This window comes from Anaerocolumna sp., from assembly GCF_032079385.1.
In the GTDB taxonomy this organism is placed as follows: domain Bacteria; phylum Bacillota; class Clostridia; order Lachnospirales; family Lachnospiraceae; genus Anaerocolumna.
Map to the genome: position 1 here is coordinate 16,958 of NZ_DAMAUC010000008.1, position 24,681 is coordinate 41,638.

General features: G+C 35.1%; 29 protein-coding genes. 26 read left to right on the forward strand and 3 right to left on the reverse strand.

Features of this window, described 5'->3' with window-relative positions:
• Positions 1–2 precede the first annotated feature (2 nt).
• Positions 3–584, reverse strand: coding sequence for a hypothetical protein (locus RT261_RS08085; RefSeq protein ID WP_313131581.1), 582 nt, complete (start codon positions 582–584; stop codon positions 3–5).
• A 242-nt stretch (positions 585–826) separates the two neighbouring features.
• Complete coding sequence (locus tag RT261_RS08090; protein ID WP_313131583.1) at positions 827–1,018, reverse strand: hypothetical protein; 192 nt, start codon at positions 1,016–1,018, stop codon at positions 827–829.
• Positions 1,019–1,425: 407 nt separating this feature from the next.
• Between RT261_RS08090 and RT261_RS08095 the strand changes: the two genes are divergently transcribed.
• The 17 genes from RT261_RS08095 (at position 1,426) to RT261_RS08175 (ending at position 14,466) form a co-directional block, all read left to right on the forward strand.
• Positions 1,426–1,884 carry a GNAT family N-acetyltransferase gene (locus tag RT261_RS08095; protein ID WP_313131585.1) on the forward strand — a complete coding sequence of 153 codons (459 nt, stop codon included), beginning with the start codon at positions 1,426–1,428 and terminating at the stop codon, positions 1,882–1,884.
• 653 nt (positions 1,885–2,537) lie between these two features.
• Positions 2,538–3,026, forward strand: coding sequence for a GNAT family N-acetyltransferase (locus tag RT261_RS08100; protein ID WP_313131587.1), 489 nt, complete (start codon positions 2,538–2,540; stop codon positions 3,024–3,026).
• 312 nt (positions 3,027–3,338) lie between these two features.
• Positions 3,339–3,830: a pyridoxamine 5'-phosphate oxidase family protein gene (locus tag RT261_RS08105; protein ID WP_313131590.1), complete on the forward strand. Its 492-nt coding sequence runs from the start codon at positions 3,339–3,341 to the stop codon at positions 3,828–3,830.
• Between the two features lie 3 nt (positions 3,831–3,833).
• On the forward strand, positions 3,834–4,160 hold the full coding sequence (locus RT261_RS08110) for a hypothetical protein (protein WP_313131592.1): 327 nt from the start codon (positions 3,834–3,836) through the stop codon (positions 4,158–4,160).
• 19 nt (positions 4,161–4,179) lie between these two features.
• Positions 4,180–4,338 carry a hypothetical protein gene (locus tag RT261_RS08115; RefSeq protein ID WP_313131595.1) on the forward strand — a complete coding sequence of 53 codons (159 nt, stop codon included), beginning with the start codon at positions 4,180–4,182 and terminating at the stop codon, positions 4,336–4,338.
• A 78-nt stretch (positions 4,339–4,416) separates the two neighbouring features.
• The gene (locus RT261_RS08120) at positions 4,417–4,752 is read left to right on the forward strand and encodes a hypothetical protein (RefSeq protein ID WP_313131598.1); all 336 of its coding nucleotides are present in this window, start codon (positions 4,417–4,419) and stop codon (positions 4,750–4,752) included.
• A 235-nt stretch (positions 4,753–4,987) separates the two neighbouring features.
• Entirely contained in the window at positions 4,988–5,413 is a 426-nt protein-coding gene (locus RT261_RS08125) for a VOC family protein (RefSeq protein ID WP_313131600.1), read from the forward strand.
• 440 nt (positions 5,414–5,853) lie between these two features.
• Positions 5,854–6,228 carry a helix-turn-helix transcriptional regulator gene (locus RT261_RS08130; RefSeq protein ID WP_313131602.1) on the forward strand — a complete coding sequence of 125 codons (375 nt, stop codon included), beginning with the start codon at positions 5,854–5,856 and terminating at the stop codon, positions 6,226–6,228.
• A gap of 14 nt (positions 6,229–6,242) precedes the next feature.
• Complete coding sequence (locus tag RT261_RS08135) at positions 6,243–7,118, forward strand: methionyl aminopeptidase (RefSeq protein ID WP_313131604.1); 876 nt, start codon at positions 6,243–6,245, stop codon at positions 7,116–7,118.
• A 192-nt stretch (positions 7,119–7,310) separates the two neighbouring features.
• Positions 7,311–7,880: a hypothetical protein gene (locus RT261_RS08140; RefSeq protein ID WP_313131607.1), complete on the forward strand. Its 570-nt coding sequence runs from the start codon at positions 7,311–7,313 to the stop codon at positions 7,878–7,880.
• A 177-nt stretch (positions 7,881–8,057) separates the two neighbouring features.
• On the forward strand, positions 8,058–8,513 hold the full coding sequence (locus RT261_RS08145) for a GNAT family N-acetyltransferase (RefSeq protein ID WP_313131609.1): 456 nt from the start codon (positions 8,058–8,060) through the stop codon (positions 8,511–8,513).
• Positions 8,514–8,709: 196 nt separating this feature from the next.
• Positions 8,710–9,576 (forward strand): MerR family transcriptional regulator, encoded by an 867-nt coding sequence (locus RT261_RS08150; RefSeq protein WP_313131610.1) that lies wholly within the window; start codon positions 8,710–8,712, stop codon positions 9,574–9,576.
• Between the two features lie 116 nt (positions 9,577–9,692).
• Positions 9,693–9,887, forward strand: a complete 195-nt coding sequence (locus RT261_RS08155; protein WP_313131612.1) for a hypothetical protein — start codon at positions 9,693–9,695, stop codon at positions 9,885–9,887.
• 228 nt (positions 9,888–10,115) lie between these two features.
• Positions 10,116–10,268, forward strand: coding sequence for a hypothetical protein (locus RT261_RS08160; RefSeq protein ID WP_313131614.1), 153 nt, complete (start codon positions 10,116–10,118; stop codon positions 10,266–10,268).
• 415 nt (positions 10,269–10,683) lie between these two features.
• Positions 10,684–13,116, forward strand: coding sequence for a cation-translocating P-type ATPase (locus tag RT261_RS08165; protein WP_313131616.1), 2,433 nt, complete (start codon positions 10,684–10,686; stop codon positions 13,114–13,116).
• Positions 13,117–13,310: 194 nt separating this feature from the next.
• The gene (locus RT261_RS08170; RefSeq protein WP_313131618.1) at positions 13,311–14,168 is read left to right on the forward strand and encodes a GNAT family N-acetyltransferase; all 858 of its coding nucleotides are present in this window, start codon (positions 13,311–13,313) and stop codon (positions 14,166–14,168) included.
• Positions 14,169–14,178: 10 nt separating this feature from the next.
• Positions 14,179–14,466 (forward strand): hypothetical protein, encoded by a 288-nt coding sequence (locus tag RT261_RS08175; RefSeq protein ID WP_313131620.1) that lies wholly within the window; start codon positions 14,179–14,181, stop codon positions 14,464–14,466.
• 321 nt (positions 14,467–14,787) lie between these two features.
• Here RT261_RS08175 and RT261_RS08185 read toward each other — a convergent pair whose 3' ends face one another.
• The gene (locus tag RT261_RS08185) at positions 14,788–15,438 is read right to left on the reverse strand and encodes a helix-turn-helix domain-containing protein (protein ID WP_313131622.1); all 651 of its coding nucleotides are present in this window, start codon (positions 15,436–15,438) and stop codon (positions 14,788–14,790) included.
• Between the two features lie 143 nt (positions 15,439–15,581).
• On the opposite strand from RT261_RS08185, the gene isdE reads away from it, so the two are divergent.
• From isdE to RT261_RS08235, 9 genes are all read left to right on the forward strand, one after another.
• On the forward strand, positions 15,582–16,574 hold the full coding sequence (gene isdE, locus RT261_RS08190) for a heme ABC transporter substrate-binding protein IsdE (protein WP_313131624.1): 993 nt from the start codon (positions 15,582–15,584) through the stop codon (positions 16,572–16,574).
• Positions 16,575–16,588: 14 nt separating this feature from the next.
• Positions 16,589–17,569 carry a FecCD family ABC transporter permease gene (locus RT261_RS08195; protein ID WP_313131626.1) on the forward strand — a complete coding sequence of 327 codons (981 nt, stop codon included), beginning with the start codon at positions 16,589–16,591 and terminating at the stop codon, positions 17,567–17,569.
• Entirely contained in the window at positions 17,559–18,329 is a 771-nt protein-coding gene (locus RT261_RS08200) for an ABC transporter ATP-binding protein (protein ID WP_313131628.1), read from the forward strand. Before RT261_RS08195 ends, RT261_RS08200 begins: the two co-directional genes overlap by 11 nt.
• Before the next feature lie 327 nt (positions 18,330–18,656).
• On the forward strand, positions 18,657–19,244 hold the full coding sequence (locus RT261_RS08205) for a flavodoxin family protein (protein WP_313131630.1): 588 nt from the start codon (positions 18,657–18,659) through the stop codon (positions 19,242–19,244).
• On the forward strand, positions 19,237–20,442 hold the full coding sequence (locus RT261_RS08210; RefSeq protein WP_313131632.1) for a coproporphyrinogen-III oxidase family protein: 1,206 nt from the start codon (positions 19,237–19,239) through the stop codon (positions 20,440–20,442). Before RT261_RS08205 ends, RT261_RS08210 begins: the two co-directional genes overlap by 8 nt.
• Before the next feature lie 166 nt (positions 20,443–20,608).
• On the forward strand, positions 20,609–21,172 hold the full coding sequence (gene ahpC, locus RT261_RS08215) for an alkyl hydroperoxide reductase subunit C (protein ID WP_313131635.1): 564 nt from the start codon (positions 20,609–20,611) through the stop codon (positions 21,170–21,172).
• 10 nt (positions 21,173–21,182) lie between these two features.
• Entirely contained in the window at positions 21,183–22,712 is a 1,530-nt protein-coding gene (gene ahpF / locus RT261_RS08220) for an alkyl hydroperoxide reductase subunit F (protein WP_313131637.1), read from the forward strand.
• Between the two features lie 216 nt (positions 22,713–22,928).
• Entirely contained in the window at positions 22,929–23,342 is a 414-nt protein-coding gene (locus RT261_RS08230) for a hypothetical protein (protein ID WP_313131640.1), read from the forward strand.
• A 188-nt stretch (positions 23,343–23,530) separates the two neighbouring features.
• Complete coding sequence (locus RT261_RS08235) at positions 23,531–24,631, forward strand: alkaline phosphatase family protein (RefSeq protein ID WP_313131642.1); 1,101 nt, start codon at positions 23,531–23,533, stop codon at positions 24,629–24,631.
• Positions 24,632–24,681 lie beyond the last annotated feature (50 nt).

Consider the following 24,681-nt stretch of genomic DNA (forward strand, 5'->3'; position numbering starts at 1 on the left):
TATCATCTAGAAGTATGTATGTCAAGTATAATTTTATTGAAATTTTTAATAATTTCATTTCGGGGTGTCTTAACATCATATGCATTAGGTTGTATGCTCTGGCATACTCTCATTGCATCAATAGACCTGGTATCTGTGAATTGTAATCGGCTCTTTCCATTTGGAGTAGAGTCATCAATATCCATTTCATATAATGGATTGCATTTGTTTGAAGTACTTTTTATAGAGGTTGAAGGAATAATCAAATATTTTGTTCCATAATCCTTTAAGATATAGCACCAATGGTCATCAAATGTTTCTTTTGGATATCCTCTTCTAAGATTAACAAAAGCTATTTGTCCTTCTTTAGGGCGTTTTGATTTGGGTATATTATATATTACTTCGGATGGATTATCACCATCTTTGACAATTGTATTATAAAAATAAGATACCTCAATTAACCACTTATCTATTTCATCTACTAATTTTCTTGGATTATCATAATGCTTAAGACTTTTCAAAGTCTTTTTAATAAATCCCATTTTTTTATCAATATAATCTTTGTCTGCCTGTTCCAACTTGTCTCCTCCTTTGTTTTCTTCCATTATATAACATTAGTTATTCTTTTTCTATATTAACAGCAAATATAATATATATTTCAACATATATACACCCGATACTACTTAGAATATAGCCCTTTTATTAATCATTAAATATTCTTGTTGTAGACAGGCTGTAGACACTTGATAGACAGTGGGCATCCCTCCTTATTTTAATAGGGTTTGTGGATGATGGTAATGTTCGAATCCCGTCTCGCGCTTAACTTAATTCGTCAGAAGTCCTTTATTTAAAAGGCTTCTGGCGATTTTTCATTTCTGGAGCTTCGAGTACTCATGAGTACGTCACTTCCATTCATGTCCGAAAGATCCTCTATAATTTGTCTCAATGCCTTCTGCTTCCCTTGGTTATTCAGTATGTAGGTACGAGTGGTAGCTTCATCATTGTGACTAAGATACCATTGAATGTCTTCAATTTCCACTTTATTAAGTACAAGAATGTTGTTTTCATCCTTCAACTCATTTTGTTTTGTTAATTTAAATTAACAAAACTCAATTTGTTTGTTTCTCCCTTCGTCTTTGATAATCTAAATATGATTAAACCATTTGCGCAATATCTGAAATAAGGCATAAAGAATTCCAATAACCGTTTACCCACACATAAATGAGATGTGTAACCGTTATTGGAATATATTGTGATATGCAAAAAGTAGTAGTATAATAAATACATAGCTGTATATAGCTATACAAAAACCAGTATTGTATCGCTCTAGCGTTATAATAAATAATAATAAATAACGAGGAAAGGAGAAATAAAATGATTAAAATGGAAATAGTGAATGGAGGATACACTTTAAAATAGCCTCTGTAAATTTAAGGAGGAAAATTAATGGTTGTATATATTGAAGACAAGACACAAAAGGAATTAATTTCAAGAAAAATATTAGAAGATTTACCTGACTGGTTTGGATTACCAGATAATACAGCTGAGTATATAAAATGTAGTCAAGAACTACCTTTTTGGGCAGAAATAGAAAATGGTATTGCGAAAGGTTTTATTACTTTAAGAGGAACTAGTTCAGATACTGCAGAAATTTATGTTATGGGTGTTTTAAAAGAAATACATAATAAAGGTATTGGTAAGAAATTATTCGATGCATTTTATTCTTTTGCTAAGGAACACAGTTATTCATTTATACAGGTAAAAACGGTTAAAGAAGGTCATTATGACGAATATGACAGAACAATTCAATTTTATAAAAAACTAGGTTTTAAAGAATTTGAATGTTTTCCTACATTATGGGATGAATGGAATCCTTGTCAAATTTATATTATGGCAATTAAGTAAATTATATTGGCTTATGTCTTATAAATTTTGCGTACCCTATTGAGTACGTAAAAATCGGATGTGCTGGAAAGTCCCTCTCTATCAGTATTTTTTCGAGGGTATAGAATTCAAATCCCGTCTCGCGCTTAATTTAAATGATTGATTCTTGGGTTTACACCCTGTATTGAGGTGACTGGTTTGTTTGATGCACAGATTTATGATGGTGAAGATGATTACAGATTATTTTATTATGGTGAAGAACTAGAGCATATGGAAACAGAAAAACTATATTTTCCGGAATTATCTCATGCATAGATTTCAATTTATTAATGGAATTTTGAAAGGAATAAGCGTAAATATTTATTTTACTGTATTTACCAGATTGTCCGTATCTATTGTACATAGGATAAAAGACTCTTATCAAAGATTTTTCCGTGTTGCAAAAGATTTTCTTTTCCACGTTTTCTTTTCCAGGTACTTGACTTTGACGCGACGTAAAGATTTATTATTCTACCAAGGAGCTTCCTTTAAATGCTTATTTGTATCAAAATTTGAAACAGAAAAGAACTTGATATATCCAGTAGTAAAAGTAGATAAAGTAATTAGTAAATTGAATAACAACGTTTACAATGAGATTTACCTTTACCCATAAAGTAGAAAGAGAGTGTGTAGATATGTTAGATAACATTACGTTTGTGCCATTAAAAAGTCAAGATATTGAAGAATTAACAGCAATTATGAAGAGAGCATTTGATGAAGATACTCGCATTCATTTAGGCAGAGAAACAGGAGGACCTCCAGGTTATGATGATGGAAGTTTTTTGAGGAAGTGGGGAATGAATTCAAATGCTACTTCATTTAAGATCTATAAAGACGGCAATTTAATTGGTGGAACTATTCTTTGGATTAATTCTAATAAAGAAAATTTTTTAGGGACCATCTTTTTGGATTCTAGTGTAGAAAACAAAGGCATTGGAGCAATAGTTTGGGAAAAAATCGAAGAAATGTTTCCTGATACTATCGCTTGGAATACAAAAACTCCAATCTTTAGTAGAAGAAATCATCATTTCTACATTAACAAATGCGGATTTCATTGTGTAAAAATCGAAAATCCTAAGAATATGGAAGAAGGTCAATTTATTTTAAGGAAAGAAATGAAATGATAAATTCAATTATCCTAGGGATAGCAGCCAGCCGTGTTAATATAAAAGCCGTGTACATCCACGGTGATGGTAATATAGGGATCCAAGGCAACAATATATTGAAAGGCAACATCAGCGATGGCAAATGTACAGGCGGTGTTCGTCCTGCGTTGTGGCTGAAACTGTAATCTAACTTGCAATATGGTATATAACCATTATACATAGCAGCTTTATGGGTTAACGATAACATAAAAAATATATTTTTAAATATGACAAGTTGTTGTCTGGTTTATTATGTTATACTAATGAAAAATATAGTAGGGGGAATTAAAAATGAGCAGGTATGAAGAAGGAATAAAATTAATCGAGGAAAGGTGCGGCAACGGAAAAGATAATGTCATCTCTCTCTCAACCATTGCAATGGAACCAAATGCTGACGGAAAGCCCCGTCCTTATGTTCGTGATGTGGACGCTTATTATGAAGACGGCGTGTTTTATATTACTACTTGGGCGAAATCAACTAAAATGCAGCAGATAGCTCAAAACAAAGAGGTTGCATTTGCGGTTTGCTTCCAGTGGTTTTCCGGAAATGGAATTGGCGAAAACCTCGGATGGGTTTTAGACCCGAAAAACGCTGAGCTAAGAACTAAACTTCGCAAAGCATTTGCCGAATGGTACGAGCACGCAAACAATGAGCAGGATGAGAATTGCATTATCTTAGCAATCCGCATCACCAGAGCAACAGTAATTAAAGATCACGGTGCCAAGCGTTACAATATGGATTTTGTGAATAAGATAGAGACTGAAGAAGGGAAGATTAGGTAAGGTATGAACCTTTTAAAACCCAACAATGTAAGTTCAGTATTTTCATTTTGGCCCAAAAACGTTGAAGAAGAGTTTAATAGAACTGGAACGTCATTTTCACAAGAACTTTTTAATTATATTGATGCAAAGGGAATGTCAGATGTAGAAGTATACACGCGTGTCCATATTGACCGAAAATTATTTTCAAAAATCCGAAAGAGAGGGTACCTTCCTAGCAAAAAAACAATAGTTGCACTTGCGATTGAACTGTTCGCCAAGATTGATGCACAGGATACCAACCTCGCAGGCGCTTTGGACGAATTGCAAGAATTAAAGATGCTTACTTTCTAAAGTGATAAGGAGATAAATTATGGATGAGAACAAAACAGCCCACAATTATGAAGATGGCTTTATAGCCGATTTTCAAGATTACAAATATAAAGAAATGCTCGAAAAAGCAGATAATGTTGTCTTAGGTTTCGTTGCAGCAACGGGGGGCAACCGGAGCCATTCCAATCCCGTTTGCTGATGCTCCGTTGCCCATTGGAGAACAAGTTGCAATGATGGCTGCAATAAATGCGGTCTTTAAGATGGGTGTAAAGTCGCAATGGGGACAGATATTTATTATCCTGTTAACAATGAAGTAACAGAACTTAGTAAGGTAGGCTCAGATGGAACCGCGTATCCCATTTCGGCTAATACAACAGGCATTTTTACCGCAAGTGGGCACGAAGTAACAAAGTATGGCTTGGATATTCAAAATCGAAAACTAAAATTGATAAATAAATATATAATGTTTTTCTATACAATAGGTGAAGAAGTAAATACTATAACAATAGGAATTATTGGCGATGAAATCAAAATTGTAAATGAGGAAGAATTTTATAAAGCTAATAAAGAGTATGGAAATGCAAATATAATATGTTTTAATCGTCTGTGTTAATTAATTTACATGCTTAATCGAACCCCATCTTTCAGAAAATAAACAAAATAAATAACATTTCTTATAAAAAAGTACACCAATTTATAGAAGAAAATTGTATATAACTTCCAATATAAGTGTGCGCTGAATGTTGATATTATATATATTTATTTTACTCAATGTGATAATATAGTATTTGAAATCAACAAACAGAAATATGTAGTGTAGATTATTTATATTAGGAGGTATTTGCGTTATGGATGATGAATTGAAAATCAAAATGTACTCATTTACGGTGGATTGCATAGAACCGCATGAATTAGCAAAATTTTATGCATCGTTGCTCAAGTGGGAAGTAATGTCTATCGATGAAGAATGGGCATGTGTATATGCTCCAGGAACCAATCAGGGAGCATATCCTGGTATATTGTTTCAACGGAATCCTGAATATAAACCGCCTGTGTGGCCGGAAGAGCCTGAAGCACAACAGCAGATGGCACATATAGACTTTGCTGTTAATGATTTAGAAAAAGCAGTTCAATATGCAATCCATTGTGGAGCAACAATCGCAGATAAGCAATTTTCTAATAATTGGAGAGTTATGTTTGACCCTGCCGGACACCCTTTTTGCTTATGTCAAATGAAATCAATTATCGAGAGTGCCCATTTTGGGTTGTTATAGAAAATCACGAAACTGAGATAAAGTTCACGATATTCCTGTAAATGCGGGTTTTGTTACATAGAAAAGCCATTGAATAATGAGATAAGCAATAAAATGGTACCTTTCTTTTCTATTTTTTTGAAAAATGGATTTTCCTCTGAACATTACGGTACGGAAATTCACATATTATCGGAACCTATGGACAAAGAGAAACTGTATATATTACTAGGACAAATGGAAAAGCATGTACTGATTCACGAAGATAATATTTAGCAATCTTTCTTGTTTTCATTACTAAGACAGCGAAAACTTTCAAGTTAATAAATCGAAATAACCCGATTGTCACATGTGTCAAAGTAAACTCATATGAGGTGCTTAGACAAGAACCTTATCTCATATGTGCAACTTATATCAGGTAATTGTCTGTGAGAATTGATATAATGGAGAAAGGAGTGAAGCAAATGTCTGTTCAAACAATAGAAGCAATGGCAAAGTGGGTAGAAAATAACATAACGGAAAACCCAAGCCTGCAAGATTTGTCATCATATGTTGATTATTCACCGTATTACTGTTCTAGAAAGTTTCGGGAGCACATGGGTATGACATATAAACAATTTCTTGCCCAATGCAAACTAAAAGCCGCCGCTTATGATCTTTGCATAACCAATGACAGAATAATCGATATTGCTTTCCGATACGGATACTCATCATCAGAATCGTTTGCAAGGGCTTTTTCTCAAGCATTTCAATGCTCGCCAAGCCAATATCGGAAAACTTCCGGTTTCTCTCTTGGATCACCTGGTCTAAAGGACGCATTGCTCCCTCCGAATTTGTAAATGGAGGAGATAAAATGTCTGAAAAGTTTGGAAGAAATGATCTCTGCTGGTGTGGCAGCGGTCGAAAATATAAAAAATGTCATGGGCCTATTGAGGAACAAATTGAAAATTACCGCTTAAAGGGATATGAAGTACCTCATCGAAAATTGCTTAAAACAAAAGAACAGATTGAAGGAATTAGGGAAAGCAGCAAACGAAATATCGCTTTACTGGATTTCATTGCAAATTATGTAGTTGATGGAATCACCACGGAAGAACTTGACCGGCTCATCTTTGAAAAAACCAAAGAACTGGGAGGCGTACCAGCACCACTTAACTATGATGGATACCCTAAGAGCGTGTGTATTTCAATCGATGATGTTGTATGTCATGGTATCCCTTCTGAAAGTATATTCCTGCGAAACGGCGATATTGTAAATGTTGATGTATCTACATTTTACAATGGCTTTTTTTCAGATTCTTCACGTATGTTTTGCGTCGGTGCTGTTTCCCCTGAGAAACAAAAACTGGTTGATGTTGCGAAAGAGTGTATGGAGATGGGCATTGAACAAGTAAAACCCTGGGGATTTCTTGGAGATGTTGGGCAAGCGGTTCATGACCATGCAAGAAAGAATGGATATTCTGTTGTTCGAGAAATCGGAGGCCACGGTATTGGCCTGGAATTTCATGAAGACCCTTGGGTTGGTTATGTGACAAAGCAAGGAACAGGAATGCTCTTAGTTCCAGGACTTGTTTTTACCGTAGAGCCTATGATAAATATGGGAAAATCCAAAGTAGTAACAGATAAATACGATAATTGGACTGTACGTACAGCGGATGGGAAACCTTCTGCACAATGGGAAAAAACAGTGTTAGTAACCGAAACGGGTTCAGAGGTGTTGACATATTAGTGAACCGTTAGGAATAACTAAAATTTCTTATTATAGGCATAATGGGAAACGGAAAGTTTCAATTTGCATAGGAGATTTGAATAAGGTTATGAGCAAGTAGTGTAAGCGGATAATCCACTTGCCTTTAGGCAAATGGATCGTCCGCTTTTATCACGATAGATTAAATCAGAATATATGGTGGAGATAATTTGAATGGATATAATTAAAAAATTGCAAGAAGATAGTGATTTAGCTGAAATTTTAAGTGATATTTGTGATGTGAATATACTTCCGGAATTCATTTCACCGCAGGATGAAGATAAACATCTGACTTACAATATTAATGGAAAAACATTTGCCAAGGAAGGAAGCGGAAGTGAGTACATTTTGCTGGAAGATGGTTCGGTTGGCTTTTGGGGAAGTGAAGGAGAAGGGGGCAGAATTGCAGACACCCTTTATGATTTTTTTATATTAATGGTGAACTGCCCATTTTGGAGGGAGTATGTGTGTAGCGAACCATATCAGGATATGCTAAATCTTCGTGAGTTTGCGAAAGAACTTTATGAAGAACATATAGAGATGGCTCAAGAAGATATAGAGATAGATTTGTGTGAGGAACAACAAAAATTAGCAGATGGTTTAGGAATTACACTTGATGAAGATGTTTCCAATATTCTGATGAAATTTTATCACTGTGCCAATCGTCAGCCAAGGCTAATCGCTACCTTTACGGAAGCTGATGGTAGTAAGCATAGTAACTCCGGTTCGTTGTTTGAAGCTTGAAGGACAATGTAAGATGCTCTCTTTCTTGTGGAAATAAGTGTGAATTCATTAGTCTTCAAGTTGTAATTGAATAATTGGTCGCTAACCTTTGGAAATCAAGGAGTAGTGATTTTTTGTACAGTTGCTTGTTGTGAAATAAGACAGTTGAAATAAATATAAAAAAAGTTGGGAGGAAATATGGAATATAAAATTAAATATGCAACCATAAATGAGCTAAATTCATGGATGAAACTTGTCCGTATGGTTGCATGGAATTTCCCAGGTTTGGAGTCAGAAGAATTGTTGGATGAGTATAAAAGTACGGTAATTAAAAATATTAACAGAAAGAGTGCAATATGCGCGGTCAGCAAGAATACAGTAATTGGCGTTTTATTGTTTTCTACAAAGTATAATATGTTATGCTGCATGGCGGTACATCCTGACTATCGTAAAAAAGGAATAGCTAAATTAATGATTAAAGAAATGATGAGTAATTTAGATAAAAGCAGGGACGTAATTGTTGATACCTTTAGGGAAGAAGATTCTAAAGGAATAGCACCAAGAGCTTTATACAGCAGCCTTGGATTTGAACCTGCTGAATTAAATGAAAGTTTTGGGTATCCTAACCAGAGATTTGTTCTGCGGGCCAAGTAAGCTGATGGGAAACCTTCTGCACAATGGGAAAAACAGTGTTAGTAACCGAAACGGGTTCTTAGGTGTTGACATATTAGTGAACCGTTAGGAATAGCCAGAATTTCTTATTCAAACTTATTCAATATTCAATAATTCTCTTGACCCTAACGGAACGTCATAGGATAAGATGTTCATATCAAGAACAGGAGGTCATAAAATGAGAACAGTAAAGGAAGTGTCTGAGTTAACAGGAATCAGCATACGCACACTACACTATTACGATGAAATCGATTTGTTAAAACCGACAGAATGCAGCCAAACGGGATACCGGTTTTATGATGATAAGGCACTCATTACGTTGCAGCAGATTTTATTTTTCCGTGAATTTGATATGCCATTAAAGCAAATTAAAGCTATCATCCAAAATCCAATTTTTGATAGAAATCAGATATTACGAGAACAGAAAGAAATGTTGGAATTGAAAAAAGAACGTTTGGAACGATTAATATCCAATATTGATGATATTCTAAAAGGGGAGAACAGAATGGATTTTGAAGTATTCAGTAGGGCAGAGATTGAAGCGTTGTATCAGGCGATGATTTCTCATATGCCTGAGGAAATAAAACAGGCAGTTGAGCAGGAGTATGGTGGAATTGATGAATATCATGAACATTATATGGAATACGCATCCAGTGAACATGCACAAAAGAGTTACCAGAAAATGATAGAGTGGTATGGCGATAAGGAAAGTGCATTTAAGGCTTCCATTAATCCATCTAATTCACAGACTATAAAGTCATATGAAAAACGATTTGATATTGCCATGAAAAAACTAGCAGAAATGATAGGAAAAGAAGTTACATTATTTGAGGTCAAGGAGGTAATTGGAGAATTTGGCTTCATTTTTAAGCAACTTTATCAGTTGCAGTATGAAGGTCCATTTATGTTAGATATGGCGGCTTCTTATAAAGAAGATGAAAAAATGAAAAAAAAGTTAGATGAGAAATATGGGGCTGGCGTTACAGATTTTTTTGTGAATGCGTTAAATGAATTTTATAATAAGCAGGCAGAAAGTGAACAGTAAATAGATTAGGTGATACTTATAATTATTCGAAATCCGTCTCGCGCTTAACTTAATCGTCAGAAGTTCTTCATTTAAAAGGCTTCTGACGATTTTTTGTTTATGGAGTTTTTAAACCCATGAGTACGTCATTTCCATTCATGTTTGAATCCACCATCGATAAGGCATTTTTATGTCGTACAGCAATGTTAAAAGGTACAAGCAATTTTTTTGTACAGAGTCTGATTCGGCAAGTTTTTATTCAAAATGTGATGCGTAACCGTTGCTGGAATATGCTGGTACAATTAGCGATAGGTGATATAATAGGTATGTAATTAATACAAAACATAAAATCATATTTTGGGGTATTTTATGAAAGATGATAGCTCAACCAAATGTTGGAATAAGGTTGGTATAGAGCTCCTTTAAATTAATACAAATAATATGCAATGCTTTTTCATTACTAATAAAACAAAATTCTTCAGAACAATAAAAAAACCTCATTTATTGCTACGATGAAATTATCAAATATAAAGGCGAAATATTTATGGAGAATCCAAGATATGAATATCACCTTTAGTTTAATAGATATGCAGCAGAAAGAGGACTGGGAAACGCTACTATCCATAGCAAGGAAACTTGATCATGAAAAAATTAAGTTTAAAGTAGACGGTAAAACTATAATATTTGCACATGGGCTGGGATTTAAACGATAAAATTTGTCTAACTTTTAAATGGATTGAAGGCACATCAATTTTGAAAGGTATGGGATACATATCCTCGGTTTCCTATGGTTATTCAGTATGTATTTGAGCGTGCTGGTGACTAGAAACGAGCGACCTATTTTGGAGTTATACATCAACAAATTTCATATGCTTCGTTGAGATATAAGAATTCAGAGTTATTAAATACAATTGATAAATAATGTTGTTAAATCGGGTAAAACTATACATCTGGTAAAAATTAATATTTTTTTAAGATTATAGCAGTCGAAAACGTGTTAGTATATTCTTAGATTGTAATACAGAAGGTGAAACTTACCGTTATATGGACTTGCGATCGATAGTAGAATCCCAAAATACACCTATTTAGACAGAAAAGCAATAAGGGATAAGTTTTAAGGAGATAAGGATGGATAAGGAAGCAAATAACATAAGCTATGAGGCAGGGACGATTTGTCGTTATAATCCGAGTTTTGATATGGGATTGAGTTCGGATCAGGTGAAAATACGAACGGAACAAGGGTGCACAAACGCCCCGGTCGAATCACCTTCAAAATCAGTCAAGGAAATTATACTTGGTAATGTATGTACGTATTTTAACCTTATATTTTTAGTAATTGCGATTTTACTAATGATTGTTGGCTCGTTTCGAGATTTGACATTTTTACCAATCATCATTGCAAATACTTTAATCGGTATTGTTCAGGAAATACGTTCAAAGAATACATTAGATAAACTGACTGTATTAAATGCTCCCAAAACGACGGTAGTTCGCGATGGAAAAGAACAAGTGATACCAGTTGAAGAACTGGTATTAGATGATATTGTGGTATTTGCAGCAGGGAACCAAATCAGTGCAGATGCTTATGTATTGAAAGGAGAAGTTAATGTCAATGAATCTCTGATTACAGGAGAAGCAGATGAGATTACAAAGTACCCTGGAGATAATCTGCTATCTGGGAGTTTTATTGTGTCTGGAAACTGTCATGCAAAATTGGAGAAAGTAGGGAAAGATTCCTACGCTTCAAAGCTCACATTGGAAGCAAAGTCCGTAAATCAAAAAGAACAATCGGAAATGATTCGTTCGTTGAATGTCATTGTAAAGTCGGTTGGTGTCATGATTCTACCAATCAGTATCATACTGTTCGTGCAGCAACATTATTTTTTAGGTGCACCTTTACGACATAGTGTTACCTCAACGGTTGCGGCAATCATTGGTATGATACCGGAAGGACTATATTTGTTAACGAGTGCAGCATTGGTAGTTAGTGTACAGCGCTTGGCAAAGAAAAAGGTTTTGGTACACGACATGAAATGTATTGAAACATTAGCCAGGGTAAATGTGTTATGTGTAGATAAGACCGGTACAATTACTGAAAATAAAATGACAGTTAATGATGTAGTTTCCTTGGATGGATATGATGAATCAGCAATGCCAGAATTGGAGAAGTTGATTGGAGATTTTGCAAAAGCAATGGCAAAAGACAATGAGACGATGATTGCATTAGGTAAGCATTTCAAGGAAGGAACGGGAAAGCAACCAATTAGTATTACGTCATTCTCATCGGCAACCAAATACAGTAGTGCTACTTTTCAGGATGCAGCGTATGTTCTGGGGGCTCCCGAATTTGTGCTGCGGGAACAATTTACTTCATATGAACCTAAAATTAATGCCTATGGTAGCGAAGGATATCGAGTATTGGTGTTTGGAATTTATCATGGGAAAGTGACAGGAAAGGTACTGACGGAATCAGTGACTCCATTGGGATTGATTCTGTTATCAAATCCGATTCGAAAAGAAGCAAAAGATACGTTCCAATATTTTGCGAAACAAAATGTTGAAGTAAAAGTAATTTCAGGTGATAATCCGGTTACTGTTTCACAAGTAGCAAAACAAGCAGGAATCGAGAATGCCCATAATTATGTAGATGCTTCCACCCTAGAGACAAAAGAACAGATGGAGGAAGCAGTAAAAACTTATACGGTATTCGGTAGAGTTACACCAAATCAGAAACGACAATTGGTACAGGCTTTGAAGAAGGCTGGAAATACGGTTGCAATGACCGGTGATGGGGTAAATGATGTTTTGGCACTTAAAGATGCAGATTGCAGTATCGCAATGGCTTCTGGTAGTGATGTTGCGGCACAAGCGGCACAATTGGTATTACTCGAATCAAATTTTTCATGTATGCCGTCGGTTGTGCTGGAAGGGCGGAGAGTAATCAATAACATTGAACGAAGTGCAAGTTTATTCTTAGTAAAAAATATATTTTCATTTTTAATGGCTGTGTTCTCGATTCTTTTTATGGTAAATTATCCATTGCAGCCGTCTCAGATATCGTTAATCAGTATGTTTACGATTGGAATTCCTGCATTTTGTCTAGCACTTGAAAATAATACTAATCCAATCCAAGGAAGGTTTATGTCAAATGTCTTATATAAAGCATTACCGGCAGGATTAACCGATTTCCTAATCGTAAGTGCGATTGTAATCTTTAGTGTAGAATTTGAAATGAGTGCAACGGATGTTTCGACATCAAGTACGCTATTGATGTCCATTGTAGGATTTATGATACTGTATCGAATCAGTAAACCGATGAATCATTGGAGAAGGATAATTTTGATTTCCATGATGGTGGGATTATTATTCTGTAGCTTGTTTATGCGCAATTTATTTAATATCAATCAGATATCAACAAAAAGTGCAATGTTATTAGTTGTATTTGCAATTGCATCGGAATCTTTGTTCCGCTATATTACATTGCTGATCAACCAAATACGGATTTTTGGATTATTCCTAAATAAAAAAATATGTGGTTTATATCGGAAAGTGACCGAGTAAATGAACTCCAAGGTTGAAGTAGAAACTTGAACCTTGGAGCTTTTTTAATTACATTTTGCTGCGTTATATCTTTTCGCAAAATTATGGAGATGTTCTGGAAAGATATTGTAATAGCACGGTTTATGATGTAAAATAATACCATGTTGAGCACTGCTCAATCTGGAGAGAAAAGTACATAGATTGGAGAGAGTAAAATGGAGCACGCAATGTTTACCATCTTTAAAGAATGTTTTCCTAACTTACCCATCAATGAAGAAGTTTTTAAAAAGTTAATCGAAGATGAGAGAAATCATTATATTCGCAAATGTGAGAAGGATGAACTCATAGGTTATTCCATTGTGAAGGACAATCATATTATGTTGTTATGTGTTATACCATCTCATCAAAACAAGGGAATCGGTAAAGAATTAGTGAAAGAAAGCGAAGCATTTATAAAACAGAACGGATTTGATACCGTCGTTTTAGGTGCGATGGATTCAAATTTATTTCTTGGAGCTGTAATTGAGGAGAAAGATTGGGAGGAGAAACATCATGCATTTTTTGAATCCTGTGGTTATCACAATACTGGTAATTTTGTAGAAATGCAGATGTCACTCAAAGATGTGAATGTAGAAGAACTTCCAGTGAATTTAAACCCAGAGAATATAACATTTGGGTATTGTACGGATGAGGAAAAAAGTAATTTATATGAAGCAGTCGCACAGGTGGATGAGGAATGGGTTCAGTATTTTAAAGGAAATGGTTCATTTTATGTAGCGAAGGAAGAGAATGAAATCATTGGATTTACGGCTTTAAGTTTTGATGATATAACATTACAAAGTACTGGTTTCAATAAGGTTGGCAATATTGGCTGCGTTGGAGTGATTCCAAGTAAGAGAAAATACGGACTTGGTTTGACTATGGTCGCACGTTCCATTGCAGAATTAAAAAAGCACGGGGTAGAGATAGGATATATTCACTTTACTCATTTGGAGAGTTGGTATGCAAAATTAGGATATCGTACCTTCTGTAGATTTTGGTTTGGTTCAAAAGAGTTGGTTATAAACGATTAGGAAGCCCCTAATGCAGTGTATAGAAGCAGAAAAAAATAAATATACAATTTTTAGGTCATATTTAGATGAAGCATTTATTAATTTAAAAAAAGGAAATCAGGAATTGAAAATTAAGAATTGGAAATTGTCCTCCTATATTAACGAATTGGCATCAGCAGGATTTAAAATTGATAAATTAATTGAAGAAACGGATAAGGAAATCCTTGTTGAGGAACAGGATTTTACTACAAAATATTATTCAAAGCATAAAGCTAAATTAATTAATACATCCTTTGTTATTAAAGCAATTAAATTATAAAATTTCCTCTTGAAAAAGAAACAATTGCAAAAGAACAGGGCTATTCATTTATACAGGTAAAAACTGTACAAGAAGGTCATTATGATGAATATGATAAGACAATTCAATTTTACAAGAAATTAGGTTTTAAAGAACTTGAATGTTTCCCTACATTATGGGATGAATGGAATCCTTGTCAAATTTATATAATGGTAATTAAGTAAATCCAGAATTGAAAATAATTGATTAGTAACCAATGAAGATTATGTTATAAGTTTGTAAAAAGATAAAGAGGCCGTTTCACTTTAATGTAATTAGTTTAAAGTGCAGCGGCTTCTTCTTTTATAAGTTTGTCTTGTTACGATAACAGCAAGGGGTCATACCAACTTCTTTTCTAAAGCAGGTACAAAAATAAGACTGGTTTGTAAACCCGCATTTTTCCGCTATTAAATTCACTGTGAACTGGGAGTCCATGAGTAGTTTCTTTGCCAGTGAAATTCGCTGCTTCAAAATATATTGACTAAAGGTACATTTTACTTGTTTTCTGAAAATATCACTGAGGTAACTGGGATTGATATTAATACTGTCACAAACTTTATCAAGAGTTAAAGGTTCTGCCAGATGGCTATGTATATAGGCGATGGCATTCTTAACATGCTTGTTTTTATGTTTTTCAATCAAGTATTCTGAGCAGTGTCCATAGGCAAAAATAATTTTCTCACCAATATCTAAGAGGTCATGAGAATAGATGAATTTGTCGATGAACTGTTCATTTTTGTGGCAGCATATATGTAAACTCACCTTTTCATTAAGCAATATATAATTGTAAATACTAATATTTAATGAATATAAATAAGCTTTTTTAATTTGCAGAGAGGTTCCTTTTTTTAATAAGTCTGCCTTTTCTTTTATGGAATTAATTGCCGCTAGGGTATTTCCATTGTATACAAATGTGCATATTTCTAAATGATTATATAATGCTTCCTCCCCCATTTCGTTCTCCCTTCCAAAAATAATTAAAATAAATCCAAAATATTTAAAACATAGAGCTATTATAACATGTTATCATTTGAAAAGTTAGATGCAACTAACTAAAAGATTAATTTTATCAAAAAGAAAGAATGAGGATGAACAAAATGAAGAAAATTATACTATTTCTTTTGTTTTTTACAATGCTGATAGCAGCAGTTGCCTGCAGTAAGAAAGGGGCGGATTCAGATAAGGACAGGGTAACTTCAGCCAAAACAAATGAGAGTGAAAGGGATTCCGCAAAAGCTTCAGTGACTGACGGACAAAAAGATAATTCAAATGAACTAAATGAAGTTTCAGAAAAAAGTTCTGATAAGGATTTGAGTCAGCACAGAGTGATCGCTTCCTCTGTAGCTGTTGTTGAAATACTGGATGCTTTAGGAGTTCCTATGGTTGGGGTACCTACCAGTAGTTATGAACTGCCTGAAAGTGTTGCAGATGCAGAAAGAATAGGAAATCCTATGTCACCGGATATGGAAGTAATTACATCTCTAGAACCCACAGTGATTATATCCGTTAACTCTCTATCCGAGGATTTAAAGACACAATTTGAAGCGCTTAAGATTCCCAGCGAATTTGTAGATTTAGCCAGTTATAAGGGATTAAAAGAAAGTATCTTAAGTCTTGGTACATATTTTGGAGTGGAAGAAAAAGCGGCGGATATAATTGCTGAATTCGAAAGTAAAGAGGCGGCAATTACTGACCGTACTACAGGAAAAGGGAGTCCATCTGTATTAATTATTTTTGGTGCCACTAATACCTTTATGGCAGCTACAGAAAACACCTATGTGGGAGATTTAGTTAAAAGCGTTGGTGCCACAAATATTCTAGATGGCATGGAGGGCAGTTTCATTCCTGTGGACATGGAGTTCTTAGCAGATAAGAATCCGGAGTACATTTTATTTATGGCTCATGCAAATCCGGAAGAATCATTAGAAGCATTTAAGAAAGAATTTGAAACCAATGAAGCTTGGCAGAATTTTGATGCAGTGAAAAACGATAAAGTGATTGCACTGGATACCGGTTATTTTGGCATGAGTGCAAATCTACAGGCGCCAGAGGCAATGGATAAGCTGGTTGGCTATTTATATACAGAATAAGTTGAGTAGATAATATGAAAAAAGTAAGTGCATTTGTAGTTGTAAGTATATTGCTGGTTTTAGGGATTATATTCTCTATTTCAGTAGGCAGTGTTAATGTTCCTTTTAAAAATATTATTCAGGGAATGTTTACCGAAGGAACAGGAAATATAGGGATTATCCGGTCCATTCGTATTCCCAGAGTTATTATGGGGGTTTTAGTAGGTGCAAATCTATCCGTAGCGGGGGTTCTGCTTCAGGGAGTTATGAGAAACCCTCTGGCGGATCCCGGAATTACTGGTATTTCTTCCGGTGCAAGTGTAGTAGTAATGTTGATTATGCTGTATTTTCCGGGAACCTCACATATGATACCTGTATTTGGTTTTATAGGAGGAATGATTGCCTGTATTATGATTTATTCATTGGCGTGGAAGAAAGGAATCACAGCAGTAAGAATTATTCTTGCCGGCGTTGCAGTAAACTCCATGCTTGGTGGCGTCAGCAGTATGATTTCCATTCTTAACAGTGACAGTCTGGCAGGAGTATTAAACTGGATGAACGGGAACCTGGGAAAGAAAAGCTGGAATGAGGTTAAACTAATGGTTCTATATACAATTATTGGTCTGGCCTTGTCCATGCCCATGGCAAAAAGCTGTAATCTTCTGGCTTTAGGTGATAAAAATGCTAAAAGTTTAGGTGTTAATCCAAACTTTCATAGGATTTTAATTTCTGTAGTTGCGGTATTCTTAGCCGGAATATCCACAGCTTATGCCGGCGTAATTGGTTTCATTGGTCTCGTTGTACCTCATGTGGCCAGATTACTAATGGGATCGGATCACAAGATTTTAATACCCTTCTCCGCAATCCTTGGTTCTCTGGTCTTAGTATTGGCGGATACCCTGGGAAGAACCCTAACTGCGCCTTATGAAATTCCGGTAGGAGTTATAATGTCTGTTCTTGGCGGGCCGTTCTTCCTGTATCTGTTAAGGAAGGGAGAAAATTCTTATGGAAGCTAAACAAATTACCTTTCGATACGGTGAAAATCCGTTTATGCAAAAATTGAATACGAAAATAAAAGAAGGCAGCATAACCACCATTATCGGACCAAACGGTTCAGGAAAATCAACGCTTTTAAACCTTTTCGTAAATCAACTTAAGCCAAACAGCGGAGACATATGGCTGGAGGACAGGAATTTAAAATCTTATAAACAAAAAACGATTGCAGAAAAAATAGCCATCGTTTATCAGCATAATAATGTACCCGGAGACATTACAGTGGAACGACTGGTAGGATACGGAAGGACTCCTTATCAAAGCTTTTGGAATAGCCGAGATGATGAGGAAGAAGAGGTGATTGACTGGGCGCTTATGGTTACAAAGCTTCAGGAATTACGTCATAAAAAAATAAGTGAACTGTCCGGTGGAGAGCGGCAAAGAACCTTTATTGCTATGGCCTTGGCTCAAAAGACGGATATTCTTTTTCTGGATGAGCCAACCACTTATTTAGATATTTACTATCAGTATGAGATACTTCATTTAATACGGGAGTTGAATCAGAAATTCAGTATGACAATTATTATGGTTCTCCATGATATAAATCAGGCAATCCAATTCAGTGATAATGTGATTATTATGAAAAAAGGGAAAATAGTATTTGATGGACCTGTAAGAGAAGGAATCACAGAGCAAAGAATTGAGGAGGTATATGGAATCAGATCCATGATTCAATGGAGTGAGCAGAATCAATGTCCATACATGGTACCTCTCTTAGTATAAGTACCGTTATAAGGGGTGATATAACCTGACTGAGTAAACAAAGTAAGAAGATTAAAGAAATCTTTCTTCTTGAAAAATCACAAAATGTGAATCTGTTGGAATTCTTATTTTTATTCTCTCTGTTTTTTAATTGAGATGTTACAAAGGGAAGTGTGAAAAGAAATTCTAAGCCAGCATAGTACACAGACTAAGAATTTCTCAGTTTCACACTGGAAGAACTCCAACAAGAGAATCTATTGGAATTCTCTTGCTGAACTTCTTCGCTCATTATTTGAGATGTCGCAAAGAACATCATGTTTGGAAGTGTGAAAGAAAATATAGAGAAAGGTGCCACTGGATGATTCTTTCACACTTATAAGTGGCAGTATTTCAGAAGAATCTGGAATACACAATGGTATAGAAATGAAAGTTTTAGTTACCTATTCAAGTTTAACAGGAAATACACAAAAATTAGCAGAAGGCATCTATGAAGGTATTTCCCCAGAATTTAAAGAGATTAAGCCTATGAAGGAAGTAACAGATGCAAATGACTATGATACTATTTTAGCCGGATATTGGGTGGATAAGGGCGGACCCAATGAAGAAGCAAAGAAGTTTTTAGAAAGCCTTAGTGGGAAAAAAGTTGGACTTTTTGCGACTTTGGGATATTGGCCGGATACGGAACATGGTATGAAATCCCTGATTAATGGAGAAAGCATAGTAAAGGAGAAGAATCAGGTAATCGCTAAATACATATGTCAAGGTAAATTAAGTGAGAAAATTATTTCTATGTTTGAAAAATTACCGGTGGATAATCCCCATGCAATTACGGATGAAAAGAGAAAAAGGTATGAGGTGGCAAAAAATCATCCAAGTTCTTTAGATATTGCTTATGCAGCAGAGTTATTCAGAGAAAGGTTGAGTGTCCATGTTTAATGCAAGACTAAAAACCCATCACAGTGCTATGGCTGAGGGAGCGAAATATCTGCTGGGACAAAAAGATCTGGTTGATATTATACAGCAGAATAATTCAGAAAATAAGCAGCCGGCAACGATTTATATACATGTGCCTTTTTGCAGTAAGATCTGCAGCTTTTGTAATATGAGAAGAAGTCTGCAGCATCCTCATGAGAAGTATGCTGACTGGATTGTAGAAGAAATTAGAAACTATAGTGGATATGCTGCCTGTAAGGAACTGGTATTTGATGCAGTTTACTTCGGAGGAGGGACACCTACCACCTTATCTAAAGAAGACTTGAGAAAAATATTAAGAGCATTAAAGGAGAACTTTCGATTTACAGATACTGCAGAATTTACAATTGAAACAACAATCACACAATTAACAGAAGATAAAATTTCTATGTTTGAAGAAGAGGGAGTTAACCGGTTCTCAGTGGGTGTTCAGACTTTTCATGATGAAGGAAGAAGAAGTATGAACCGGATTGGCAGTGGGGAACAGGCATATGAAAAACTTAAGAATCTTAAAAAGGCTGATTTTGCAACCATAAGCATGGATTTAATCTACAATTATCAGGGACAGACGACCCAGGATCTGGAAGAAGATTTAGAGAAGATTGTATCCCTTGATCTGGACGGTTTTTCTATGTATTCTTTGATCAACATGAAGGAAACCAAGATAAATGAAGCCCAGGGATTGGAAAATGATGAAAAGATGTTCTTTCAGATAGCAGAAACTATGGAAGAGGAAGGGTATCATTTTCTGGAATTAACAAAGATGGTTAGAAATGATCCCTATAAATATATTATGAATCGCCACCGGGGCGGGGATACTCTGCCTTTAGGGGCTGGTGCAGGGGGAAGTATATACGGTCTTGGCATTATGAATCCCATTAATCTGGAAGAATACTATACCTCAATTGTTCATTTTAAAGAAAGAAAAGGTATGTTAATGAACAATGCCTATAAAGAGCATGTAATATTCAAAGGAGATTTACAAACTGGATATTTGCCAAGAAATACTGCGCTGTATCAAGATTTGGAGGCTTATGAAGAAATGCTTCAAAAACTCATTGCTGAAAATTATGTTATAAAAGAGGGGGCAGAGTATCGACTGACTCATAAAGGAATATTCTGGGGAAATACCATCTCTAGAGAACTGGCCTCAATGACTTAAAATTAACTTTAGAAAACTTTTTAGAAAAAGATGGATTTAGTACTTGACAAAATAGCTATCGATGAGGTAAACTTTAAATAAATAATAACAGTAATCATTATTGTTATTAATATTAACATGTTTCTATTAATTTTAAATAATAAATAATATCTCAGGAGGTAAGATTATGTCATTAATCGGAAAAGAAGTACAACCATTTAGAGCGCAGGCTTATCACAACGGAAAGTTCATTGATGTTACAGAAGAGAATTTTAAAGGAAAATGGAGCATTGTTTGCTTCTATCCTGCAGATTTCACTTTTGTGTGCCCCACAGAACTGGAAGACTTACAAGATAACTATGAAGAACTTAAGCAATTAGGTGCGGAAGTTTATTCTGTATCTACAGATACCCATTTTACACATAAGGCATGGCATGATACTTCCGAAGCCATAGGTAAGATAACTTATATTATGATTGGTGATCCCTCTCATACATTAGCCCGTAATTTTGATGTATTAATAGAGGCAGATGGACTTGCCGACCGCGGTACTTTCATTATCGATCCGGATGGAGTTATTCAATCTGCAGAAATCAATGCTGGAAATATTGGACGTGATGCAAGTATTCTTATTAATAAGATAAAAGCAGCTCAATATGTAAGAAATAATCCCAATGAAGTGTGCCCTGCAAAATGGAAAGAGGGTTCTGCTACTTTAAAACCAAGTTTGGATCTTGTTGGTAAAATATAAGGAGTGAATTATGATACTGGATGCTGATATAAAACAACAATTGGCTGAGTATCTTAAACTTATGGAGAACGAGGTTGTGATAAAGCTAAGCGTTTCATCAGACAAAACCTCAAATGACATGGCGGCTCTAGTTAATGAACTAGCCGCCATGTCCTCCCAAATTAAGATCGAACAGTCTGATTTGCCCAGAACACCGGGTTTTAGCATCAATCGTATAGGTGAAGAAACCGGAATAGTCTTTGCAGGTATCCCGTTAGGCCATGAGTTTACATCTCTGGTATTGGCACTGCTGCAGGTAAGTGGCAGGGCACCCAAAGTGGATGATAAAATCATGGAACAGATTAAAGGGATTAAGGGTAAATATAACTTTGAAACTTATATAAGTTTAACCTGTCATAATTGCCCTGAGGTGGTGCAGGCCCTTAATGTAATGAGTGTTCTTAACCCGGATATTACACACACCATGATTGATGGAGGGGTGTTCAAAGAAGAAGTAGAGAGTAAAAATATTATGGCAGTGCCTTCTGTCTACTTAAATGGAGAACCTTTTGGCGACGGAAGGATGACGGTAGAAGAAATACTTACTAAACTTGGAAGTACCTTAGATGTATCTGAATTCTATGATAAAGCGCCATATGATGTATTAGTAATAGGAGGCGGTCCTGCCGGCAGCAGTGCAGCTGTTTATGCGGCAAGAAAAGGTATTCGTACCGGTATCCTGGCGGAAAGATTCGGAGGACAGGTAAGAGATACCTTAGGTATTGAAAATCTAATAGGGGTTAAGTATATTGAAGGACCGAAACTTTCTGATAATTTAGAAGCACATGTAAGAGATTACGATGTGGATGTTATGACTTCACAGCGTGCAAAAGGATTAAGTAAGGATGAATATGTAGAAGTCGAATTGGAAAACGGAGCTGTTCTAAAAAGCAAGACCGTTATTCTGGCTACAGGTGCCCGCTGGCGTAATGTAGGGGTACCGGGAGAAATAGAATTTAAGAATAAAGGAGTGGCTTATTGTCCTCATTGTGATGGACCTCTCTTTAAAGGAAAACATGTTGCAGTAATAGGAGGAGGAAACTCAGGAATTGAAGCTGCAATTGATTTAGCAGGTATCGTAAATCATGTAACAGTTCTTGAATTTTTACCGGAATTAAAAGCGGATAAAGTACTTCAGGAACGTCTATATTCTTTGCCAAATGTAACTGTACACAAAAATGTGCAAACAAAGGAAATCACCGGAACGGATAAAGTAAATGGTATTACTTATATTGACCGCGATACCAAGGAAGAATATCACGTTGAATTACAGGGTGTCTTTGTTCAAATCGGGCTGGTACCTAATACAGATTGGTTAGGAGATAGTATAGAGCGTAATCGTTTCGGCGAAATTTTAATAGATGATCATAATGCTGCTAATATACCGGGAGTATTTGCAGCAGGAGACTGTACCAATAGTCCATACAAACAGATTATCATATCTATGGGTTCAGGAGCTTCTGCGGCGCTTAGTGCATTTGACTACTTAATAAGAAATTAACAAGAATAAATTTTTATAATAAATAAAAGATATTTGTTGGGATAATTTTTTAAGTTATTATAATAAAGACTATGAGATTGCTTATTTTAGGAAAGATTCTATATTTCTAAAATAAGCAATTTTTTTAGTACAATCCATCAATTTCTTTAGCATACAAAATTGCAAAGGTATTTAACATGTCAATCGAAGAAATATTTATTTTTGAGGAGGATGTTTATGAATAAGGTTGATAAGTATATTAAAAAAGGTTTCCTTTTTTCGTCGGTTTTTATTATCATAGGAATATTAGCAGGAATAACTGGTTTCGTTTTTGATTATCAGCAAAAGTTAATGAGTGGATTAACTGCAGGATTTCTTCCTACAGGAATTGTGATGCTTGCCCTATACAAATATTCCTATAAGAAGCCAGAGTTGAGAAAGAATATTGCATTGGAAAATGAAAAAAGAAATATTTTTATTAATTCAAAAGCAGGGCATACATCATTTTGGATATGCTATTTCTATATATTTCTTGTATTTATTTTAAGTTATATGGTAGAGATAAAAGTTATACAATTCCTAATAATTACCATATTCTTTATGCCGATTGTATATTTTACATTTGTGATAATATATCATAAGAAATACTGATGTTCGGATAATTTTGATTAACCAGTTTAAGCTTATTTTTTGTACAGTGAATACGTATTAAAGATAAGCGTAAGCTGGTTTTTGGTAATTTATGCTTGTTATTCTGACTTAATAAGATATAATAGGTTTAGAAATGCTATGAGCAGAACAACTTATAAAAGTTGTATACAAACATCATGGAGGAGAAAATGTTTCTGCATTTGAATTATGAAAATAGTATATTGAGTTTAATAAGTTCAATTGAAAAGTATTATGGTATAAAAAATGAACATCCCACACTAAGAATAGTTGATTCAATTCTTAAAAAAGGATATGGAAATGTAGTGGTTATGGTTTTTGATGCAATGGGAAGCAGAAATCTTCAAGAGATACTGCCGGAGAATAGTTTTTTAAGAAAACATATGTTAAATGAAATATGCTCTGTATTTCCTCCGACAACAACTGCAGCAACAACAACCTTAATGAGTGGATTAGCGCCCTCAGAACACTCCTGGCTTGGATGGAGTCTGTATTTTCCTGAAGTAAAAGATAATGTGAATATTTTTATCAATACCAATGATGACGGTAAAATTGTGGCTGATTATCCGGTTGCTAACAGATATATTCCTTATAAAACGGTTATTGATAAAATTAAGGAGCAAAAGAATATCAGAGCGGAGTCAATATCACGATTTGGAACTTACCATATAGAAAGTTTTGAAGAAATACTAGACAGCGTTGAAAAGTTATGTAATGAGGAGGGGCGTCACTACCTCTATACTTATTGGAATGAGCCGGATTCTTCCATGCACGCCAAAGGGGTTACGAGTAAAGAAACTATTACATGGGTGAACCGAATTAACTCAAAAGTGGAAAAGCTTTGCAACAAACTTCAGGATACGGTAGTATTTATTATTTCGGACCATGGGCATATGGATGGGAAAAATGTATTTATTGGTGATTATCCGGACATCGTTGATACTTTAAGATGGCTGCCCTCAATAGAACCCAGAGCTTTAGCTTTCTATGTGAAAGAAGGAAGAGAGAAAGAGTTTTGCAATGCGTTTTTAAAACATTTTGAAAAAGATTTTATATTATTATCAAAACAGGAAGTCTTAAAACAAAATTTGTTTGGTACCGGTAATAATCATCCCAGATTTGAAGAGTTTTTAGGAGATTATCTGGCTGTAGCAGTCAGTGATGTGGCAATTTTTAATTCCAGAGAAGAGGCAAATCAGTTTATTGGAGCACATGCTGGAATGACAGAAAAGGAAATGATGGTTCCTCTTATTGTTGTGGAAAAAAGGTAATTGCATAGTAGTGGGAAAAATGATTGTGGAAAAAAGGTAGTTGCATAGTA